Origin of the sequence: uncultured Granulicatella sp. (genome assembly GCF_963545075.1) — a bacterium.
Taxonomy (GTDB): domain Bacteria; phylum Bacillota; class Bacilli; order Lactobacillales; family Aerococcaceae; genus Granulicatella.
Window position 1 is genome coordinate 19,124 of the sequence record NZ_CAUUHX010000022.1, and the last position, 8,313, is coordinate 27,436.

Annotated in this window: 9 protein-coding genes; all 9 read left to right on the forward strand. The window is 30.9% G+C overall.

Features of this window, described 5'->3' with window-relative positions; genetic code table 11:
* Window positions 1–90 precede the first annotated feature (90 nt).
* Complete coding sequence (locus RWZ86_RS04475) at window positions 91–1,065, forward strand: LacI family DNA-binding transcriptional regulator (protein WP_314680354.1); 975 nt, start codon at window positions 91–93, stop codon at window positions 1,063–1,065.
* Between the two features lie 131 nt (window positions 1,066–1,196).
* Window positions 1,197–1,607, forward strand: a complete 411-nt coding sequence (locus RWZ86_RS04480; RefSeq protein ID WP_314680355.1) for a GNAT family N-acetyltransferase — start codon at window positions 1,197–1,199, stop codon at window positions 1,605–1,607.
* Window positions 1,597–2,502: a ribokinase gene (locus RWZ86_RS04485; protein ID WP_314680356.1), complete on the forward strand. Its 906-nt coding sequence runs from the start codon at window positions 1,597–1,599 to the stop codon at window positions 2,500–2,502. Before RWZ86_RS04480 ends, RWZ86_RS04485 begins: the two co-directional genes overlap by 11 nt.
* Before the next feature lies 1 nt (window position 2,503).
* Window positions 2,504–3,424: a ribonucleoside hydrolase RihC gene (gene rihC, locus RWZ86_RS04490; RefSeq protein ID WP_314256753.1), complete on the forward strand. Its 921-nt coding sequence runs from the start codon at window positions 2,504–2,506 to the stop codon at window positions 3,422–3,424.
* 11 nt (window positions 3,425–3,435) lie between these two features.
* Window positions 3,436–4,815: a C4-dicarboxylate transporter DcuC gene (gene dcuC, locus RWZ86_RS04495; protein WP_314680357.1), complete on the forward strand. Its 1,380-nt coding sequence runs from the start codon at window positions 3,436–3,438 to the stop codon at window positions 4,813–4,815.
* A gap of 125 nt (window positions 4,816–4,940) precedes the next feature.
* Entirely contained in the window at window positions 4,941–5,411 is a 471-nt protein-coding gene (locus RWZ86_RS04500; RefSeq protein ID WP_314680358.1) for a low molecular weight protein-tyrosine-phosphatase, read from the forward strand.
* Window positions 5,411–6,508, forward strand: a complete 1,098-nt coding sequence (locus RWZ86_RS04505) for an AI-2E family transporter (RefSeq protein ID WP_314680359.1) — start codon at window positions 5,411–5,413, stop codon at window positions 6,506–6,508. The genes RWZ86_RS04500 and RWZ86_RS04505 overlap by 1 nt, the downstream gene beginning before the upstream one ends.
* Before the next feature lie 19 nt (window positions 6,509–6,527).
* Window positions 6,528–7,022: a tRNA adenosine(34) deaminase TadA gene (gene tadA / locus RWZ86_RS04510; RefSeq protein WP_314680360.1), complete on the forward strand. Its 495-nt coding sequence runs from the start codon at window positions 6,528–6,530 to the stop codon at window positions 7,020–7,022.
* 61 nt (window positions 7,023–7,083) lie between these two features.
* A protein-coding gene (locus RWZ86_RS04515; RefSeq protein ID WP_314680361.1) for an IS3 family transposase occupies window positions 7,084–8,313 on the forward strand; the annotation gives its coding sequence in 2 pieces (ribosomal slippage) (window positions 7,084–7,525 and window positions 7,525–8,313; 1,231 coding nt annotated over the 2 pieces). This gene is flagged as partial in the annotation.

Here is an 8,313-nt window from a genome sequence, read left to right on the forward strand (position 1 = left end):
ATTTTTAAATGTGTAGCTACGAATTTAATTGTTAAAAATAGAAAAAAACATTACAATAAGATAAAAATAATAGAGAGATGGAGTGATGAAATGTCCAATGTAACTTTAAAAGATATTGCTAAAATTGCAAATATTTCCCCAGCTGCGGTTTCTATTATTTTAAATGATAAACCATCAAGAATATCTGAAGCCAAAAAACAAGAAGTAAAAAAAATAGCAAAAGAATTAAATTATAGACCAAATAAAATAGCTAGAAGTTTATTAGGAACACCAACAAAAACAATAGGGGTACTAATTCCAGATATTGAAAATCCGTTTTTTTCTAAATTAGTTAGAATTATTGAACGTGAAATGAGTACTAAAGGGTACTCAATATTAATTGCTAATAGTAATGATATTTTTAAAAATGATATCAATCATATTAATGAATTTCTAGAAAGACAAGTAGATGGAATTATTATTTGTGTAGCAAACGAAACGTACTTACATTTACAAGAATTTAGAGATTTTATAATGAAAATAGATTCTGCAATAGTTTTTGTCGACCGTTTTGTAACAGGTATTTCTAAAGGACAAGTTGTCTCGGATAATAGATTAGGAGGCTTCCTGGCAACTAGTTTATTGCTAAAAAAAGGAGTTAAGGAACTATCAATAGTTACAGGGAAAAAAACATCTTTTATTTCAAATGAACGTTTAAAAGGAGTAAAAGATGCATTGGAGGATTCGGATAAGGAAATAAAAGTTAATTATTTTGAAGGTGATTTTCATTATGAATCTGGAATGAAAATAGGAATGGAAACAGATATTTTAAAAGAAAATAGTGGGATTTTTTGTTTTAATGATTTAATGGCATATGGGATATTAAGTGCTAATAAAATAAAAAAAATAAGTGATTTTCAAATAATAGGATATGATAATTTAAAATATGCCGAAATGTTTGGCATACAATTACCTTCTGTAAATCAAAATATCAATCAACTAGCAGAAGAAGCGGTTAAAATGTTACAGAGAACCTTAGAAGAAGGGGATTATACAGAGACAATTTATTTAAAACCATATTTATAAAACGAATGAGTGCATAAGAATTATGTGCTCATTTTTTAATTTAGAATTGACAACGCTAACAAAAAGGTGCATAATAAAATCACAAAATAGGTTAAACGTTTAACCAAAAGTTAAAGTTAGGAGTGATAAGATTGAGAATTATATATAATGCTTTAACTGCAATGGAATATTTAGAAATGCATAAATTGGTTAACTTTTATCCGTATGAATATAATGATGTGAGGCTTGCTCTAGAAAAGGATATTATTAATATTAAAATTTATTCAAAAGATAAATTAGTTGGAATAGGAAGAGTTGTAGGCGATGGAAGAATTGTGTTCTTTTTAAAAGATATAATTGTCCATCCAGAATTTCAAAATAAGGGGGTAGGTACATTATTAGTAATAAATTTGTTAAATCAAATTAAAAAGATAGGATGTGATCATGCATATATTGGTTTAATGAGTACGAGTGGAACAGAAAACTTTTATGAACGATTTGGATTTATAAAACGACCGAATGGTACGTTTGGAAGTGGTATGGTGATGTTTGTTGAAAAATAAAATATATGTTGTAGGTAGTATTAATATTGATGAAAAGATTAGTATTGATAGTATTCCAAAATCTGGTGAAACAAAACATGGTGAAAATTATCATATTAGTTTTGGAGGGAAGGGAGCAAATCAAGCGATTGTTGCAGCTTCACTAGGAGCATCAACTCTTTTTTTGGGAAGAGTAGGTTGTGAAATCCAAGGTGAAGAAGCAATAAATGAAATGAGAAAAAATGGAGTTAATGTTGAAAGTATTATTAAGGATACAACTGCCTATACCGGAAGAGCAATTATAATATATGAAAATATGGACAATAGAATATTGTTAGCTCCTGGTGCTAATAACAATGTTTCTAAACATGATGTTGAGGAATTTATTGATGGAAATATGAATGATATTTTGTTAGTTCAATTTGAAATTCCGCTAGAAACTATTTGGTATGCTATAAAATTAGCTAAAAAGAAAAATATGATAGTAGTAGTTAATCCAGCGCCGGCAAAAAGAATACCAAAAGAGATATTAAAAGAAATTGATTATTTAATATTAAATCAATCTGAAGCAGAATTACTAACAGGGGAGTATCCAGAAAATATAGAAAATTGTAGAATTGCATCTAACAAACTGCACGAGAGTGGAGTAAAAAATATTGTTATCACATTAGGTGAAAAAGGTGCTTTTTATTCAACTAATAATTTAAACGGGTTATTACCTTCGATTGGAGTAAATGTAGTAGATACAACTGGTGCGGGAGACACTTTTCTTGGAATGTTTGTATATAAATTGTTAGAAGAAGAAAATATCGAAAAAATTATACAATATTCGGTAGTGGCTGGTGCTTTAGCATGTGAAAGAGAAAATGCACATGATTATGTACCAACATTAGAGGAAATAGAGGAGAAAATGTAAAATGACGAGAAAAATTATTATTGATACAGATCCTGGGATAGATGATGCAGTTGCGATTGCAATAGCATTATATGCGAAAGAATTGGACGTTCAATTAATTACAACGGTAGCAGGAAATGTTGGATTAGAAAATGTAACAACTAATGCGTTGAAATTATTAAAATTTTTAAATAAAAAAGTTCCTGTAGCTAAAGGAGCAAAAAAACCATTATTAAAAACAGCGATGTCAGTTGAATCAGTGCATGGTAAGACTGGTATGGAAGGATATGATTTTCCAGAACCTGATACAAGTTTATTAATGAATGTAAATGCAGTTGAAGCAATGCATCAAGTAATACAAAATAATAAAGAAATTACACTAGTTTGTATTGGGCCATTAACAAATATAGCTTTATTAATAAATTCTTATCCAGATGATCTGGAAAAGGTTAAGGAAATTGTTATTATGGGGGGAGCCATTGGAAGAGGTAATTCAGGGGTATATTCTGAATATAATTTTCATTTTGATCCAGAAGCGGCAAAAATTGTTATGGATTTTCCAGTATCTAAAGTGATTTGTCCTTTAGAAATTGGTAAGGAGGCATTAATTTATCCTGAAATTTCAGAAAAAATAAAAGAGTTAAATCCTACAGGAGATATGTTTTATTCACTATTTAAACGATATAGAGGAGGTAGTTTTTCTACAGGATTAAAGATGTATGATAGCACTGCTATTGCATATTTGTTAGCACCAGAAATATATCAATTGTCTAGTGAGTATGTCACAATAGAAACTAAAGGAGAATTTACTCAGGGCGCTTCTTTAATTGATATAAATAAAAAAATGGGTAAAGAAGAAAATGCGATTGTTGCCATAGATGTTAATGCTGATGAATTTAGAAAGTGGTTTGTATCAGCAGTAGAAAAATGTAAAGTAGGATAAGGAGGAATATTATGAGTACAATTGTTACAATTTTATTAGGAATTTGTTCGGTGGGCCTAGTTACTTATTTATTATTAAAAAAAGCAGACATTAAAGTTGCAATGTTAGGAATAGGTATATTACTTTTATATATCGCTTCGTTAACAGGAATTCCAGTAATTAAAGAACCTGTTAATGCATTTATTGACCCACTTACTTCGGTTGTAAACCAATTTAAATCAACTCTTTCTGGAGCAGGATTAGTCATTTTGATTTTGGGTGGTTATACTGCCTATATGAATAAAATAGGAGCGAATGAAGTAACTGTTAATGTTTTAACATCTCCATTAAAGCATGTAAAATCATCTTATTTTTTAGTTCCAGTAGTGTTCTTGTTAGGTAACTTATTATCTTTAGTAATTCCAAGTGCTTCGAATTTAGCTATAATTTTATTAGCTACTTTGTATCCAGTATTAGTAAAATCAAAAATGAGTCCATTAACAGCAGCAGCAGTAATTGCAACAACTGCAACAGTAATGCCTACTCCATTGGGATCAGATAATGTTGCTATCGCACAAGAATTAGGAATTCCTGTGGCAGAATATGTTTTTAACTATCATGCGATTATTTCTGTCCCAACACTATTAGTTATGGCTCTTGCACATTACTTATGGCAAAAATATTGTGATAGATCAATTCAATTTAGTGAAATTGATTATGTTTTAGATTCTTCTGCGAATGAAAGTGAAAAAATGTTTACAGGATTCACTAAATTTGTCTATGCATGTTTACCATTGTTGCCAATTTTGATTATGTTAGTGATTTTTGGAGTTAACTCTTTACTAGGATCAAGTTTAAAAGTTTCAGTTGAAATTGTGGCAATTATTTCCTTTGTTATTGCAATCATTTGTGAATTATTAAGAACAAAAAATGTTAAAGAAACATTTGATAATGTAGATTTCTTCTTTAAAGGAATGGGTAATTCTATGGGGATTGTAATATTATTAATTGCAGCATCTGTTTTTGTTAGTGGATTAAAAGGAATAGGCATCATTTCAGTTCTTCAAAAATCCATGGAAAATACTAGTGCATCAGGAATATTACTACCATTGATTTTAGTTATCTTTACAGCAATAATTGTATTATTAAGTGGTAGTGGTACAGCACTTTTCTTTGCAATGGTTCCTCTAATGGTTCCTTTAGCTACTGCAGCTCATATTAGTCCATATGCTGTTACAGTTCCAATGGGATTAGCAGGGAACTTATTACGTGCAGTATCTCCTGTTGCGGCAGTTGTTATGATTGTTGCAGGTAGTACAAAACAAGAACCTTTAGATATTGTTAAAAGAACCTCTGTCCCAATGATTGTTGGTGTAGTATTTATGTTAATTATGTCATTTATCTTATTTTAAATTAGATTAATCCTAGCACACGAAAGACAACAAAACAGTCTTTCGTGTGTTTTTGTTATGGATTTGAAAAGGACGATTTTTCTAAAATATGATATACTGGCAGAAAGAGAAAAGGAGAGTTGTAGATGAAAGTTGTATTTGTATGTTTAGGAAATATTTGCCGTTCACCGATGGCGGAAGCCGTGTTTAGACAAATGGTAAAAGATAGAGGATTGGAACAACAAGTCATTATTGATTCTGCAGCAACAAGTTCTTGGGAACAAGGAAATCCTGTTCACTCTGGTACTAGAAAACAATTAGCAAAAGTAGGAATTTCGACAGATGGAATGTATTCGAGACAATTATCTTCAGTAGATGCCGATGCGGATTACATCATTGGAATGGATTCAGAAAATATGATGAATATAAGGCGAATGATGCAAGGGAATACTGATGCAAAAATTGCGTCTTTATTAAGTTTTGCTGGAAGCAATCGAGATATTGCAGATCCATGGTATACGGGCGATTTTGAGCAAACGTATCAAGATGTTTGTTTAGGATGTGAAGCTTTAATGGAAGAAATTCAAGAGAAATTACAGAAAAATGGAGACAAGTAATGGAGAAAAATTTTAAACAACAATTAATATTAATTGCAGTTGCAGCAACGAGTTTATTTTTCGTATTAAATATTAGTCATTTATATGCAGGAGTAAATACTTTTTTAGGGATGTTATCTCCAATTGTTTTAGGATTATTAATGGCGTTTATTTTTAATGTTCCAATGAAACATATGGAAAAACAATTAGAAAAGATTAAAGTACCAAAGACTTTCAGACGAAGTATTGCTATTTTAGGAGTACTATTTATTTTTATTGCGATTGTGGTGGCTATTTCTTGGATTATTGTTCCAACCTTAGCGAAAACAGTTGTTCAAATAGGAGAAAGTTTTAATTATTTAATGGACTTTTCGGTAAATTGGATACAAAATTCAGGATGGTTAAAAGCAACGGATGTAGAACGAATTACAGGCTTTATTAATCAAAGTAATATTGTTTCTAGTATTGTATCGTTGTTAGGTGGGTTTACTTCTAATATTACAGGCATTTTCTCGAACGTATTTACAATTTTAATGGCTGTATTTTTAATGTTAAATATTTTAGGAAGTAAAGAACAACTACAATATTTAATCACTCGATTATTAAGAGTGTTGTTACCAGAAAAGAGATATGAACTTGTTCGATATATTGGTGAAATTACATTAGATACGTATGATAAATTCTTAATGGGGCAATTAATTGAAGCAATGATTATTGGTTCATTAGTGTTTGTTACATATAGTGTCTTTAATTTACCTTATGCAGCGATAACTGGAGTATTAGCAGGAGTGTTGTCGTTTATTCCATATATCGGCCCATTTTCAGCTTGTATGTTAGGAGCTGTTTTCATTTTTACAGTAAGCCCTATTCAAGCATTAATTTCGATAGCTGTCTTCTATGGATTACAGTTAATTGAGGGGAATTTCATTTATCCTCGTGTGGTAGGAAATTCGATTGGATTGCCAACAGTATTAACATTAGCAGCAGCCTTAATTGGTGGAAATTTATTTGGAATTTTAGGGTTAGTTTTCTTCACACCATTTTGTGCCGTTATCTATCATCTTGTAAAAGAATTAGTCATTAAACGAGAAGAAGCGTTGAATTTGGAAAATAAATGAGGTGAGAATCATCGAACAAATGGAAAAAGAAATGTTCATGAGAGAAGCTTTAAAAGAAGCTCAAAAAGCGTATGAAAAAGAAGAAGTACCAATTGGTGCAGTTGTTGTGTTAAATGGAGAAATAATTGGACGTGGACATAATTTGCGTGAGATGGAACAAGATGCAACGTTACATGCGGAAATTAAAGCAATCCGTCAAGCAAATCAAGTTTTGGGGAGTTGGAGATTAGAAGATTGCGAATTATTTGTAACATTGGAACCATGTCCCATGTGTAGTGGGGCCATGATTTTATCTCGTTTAAAAAAAGTAACGTTCGGAGCTTTTGATCCAAAGGCTGGAACTGCAGGAACATTTATGAATTTACTTCAAGATGAACGATTTAATCATCAAGTAGAAGTCGAACATGGCGTGTTAGAAGAAGAGTGTCAACAAATTTTAAAAGACTTCTTCAAAGGATTAAGAGAACGAAATAAAAGACGAAAAGAACAAAAGAGATTGGAAAACGGTGAATGACCTTATGTACTGCACCCCAAAAGTTAGACATAAAAAATCTAACTTTTGGGGTGTTTTTTTAATGAAATTAACTTATGAAGATAAAATAGAAATCTATCAACTAAGAAAACAAGGTGAAAGCTTAAAGAATCTTTCACAGAAATACGATATCGTCGTTTCTAATATTCAATACTTAGTTCGATTGATTGATCAATATGGAATAGAAATTGTTAAAAAAGAAAAAAATCGTTACTATCCACCAAAATTAAAGCAGGAAATAATTGATAAAGTTCTTTTAGAAGGATGTTCAAAAACAAGTGTAGCTATTGATTATGCACTGCCAAATCATGGCTTACTTTCGAATTGGATAGCACAATACAAGAAAAATGGGTATACTATTGTTGAGAAAACAAGAGGGAGACCAGATAAAATGGGACGTAAGCCAAAGAAAAAACTAGAAGAAATGACTGAATTAGAACGTCTTCAACTAGAAAATGAATACTTAAGAGCGGAGAATGCAGTTCTAAAAAAGTTGAGAGAACTCCGATTGAAGGAGGAAAAAGAGAAAGAAGAAAGACTGAAATTATTCAAGAATTAATCAGTGAGTTTACATTAGATATTCTTCTTAAAGTGATTAAATTAGCTCGTTCAACATACTATTACCATTTAAAACAAATCAACCAACCAGATAAAGATCAAAAACTTAAAGATGAAATACAAGCCATTTTTACAGAACATAAGGGAAATTATGGTTACCGTAGAATTCATTTAGAATTAAGAAATCGTGGATTTAAAGTGAATCATAAGAGGGTACAACGCTTAATGAAAGCACTTGGTTTAATTGCTCGTATTCGTCGTAAACGCAAATATTATTCATACCAAGGAGATGTTGGAAAGAAATCAGATAATCTGATTCAACGAGATTTTAAAGGATCTAAACCAATGGAAAAATGCTACACAGATGTAACAGAATTCGCCCTTCCAAGCAGTGAACAAAAACTATATTTATCACCAGTTTTAGATGGATTTAACAGTGAAATTATTGCGTATAATCTTTCACGCTCACCTAACTTACAACAAGTAAAGACAATGTTGAATGAGGCATTTACAGATGATAAGTACGAGGATACTATTCTCCATAGCGACCAAGGTTGGCAATACCAGCATAATTCTTATCATCATTTTCTAGAGAGTAAGGGGATACTACCGTCTATGTCACGTAAAGGAAACAGTGCAGATAATGGTATGATGGAATCTTTCTTTGGTATTTTGAAATCAGAAATGTTTTATGGATTTGAAAAGGAATTTAAGT